Here is a 364-nt window from a genome sequence, read left to right as displayed (position 1 = left end):
CCGGTGGCGCCCGTGGCACCCGTCGCGCCSGTKGCGCCTGTGGCACCCGTCGCGCCGGTGGCACCCGTGGCGCCCGTGGCACCCGTCGCGCCTGTGGCACCCGTGGCACCCGTGGCACCTGTGGCTCCGGTTGCGCCCGTGGCTCCGGTGGCACCCATCGCGCCCGTTGCGCCTGTGGCACCCATCGCGCCGGTGGCTCCGGTTGCGCCGGTGGCGCCCGTCGCGCCGGCGGCTCCGGTGGCTCCGGTTGCGCCCGTGGCTCCGGTGGCACCCATCGCGCCCGTTGCGCCGGTGGCGCCCGTGGCACCCGTCGCGCCCGTGGCACCYGTSGCACCCATCGCGCCCGTGGCACCCGTGGCGCCCG

1 protein-coding gene is annotated in these 364 nt (G+C 80.0%); it reads right to left on the bottom strand.

What is annotated here, in order from left to right; translation table 11 throughout:
• A partial coding sequence (locus RT91_RS22910; protein WP_205409007.1) for a hypothetical protein occupies positions 1 to 364 on the bottom strand: 364 nt, incomplete at both ends.

The organism is Acidiphilium sp. JA12-A1, from assembly GCF_000724705.2.
Taxonomy (GTDB): domain Bacteria; phylum Pseudomonadota; class Alphaproteobacteria; order Acetobacterales; family Acetobacteraceae; genus Acidiphilium; species Acidiphilium multivorum.
The sequence above is the reverse complement of the archived record's forward strand: the minus strand, read 5'-3'. Positions and strand labels throughout refer to the sequence as shown.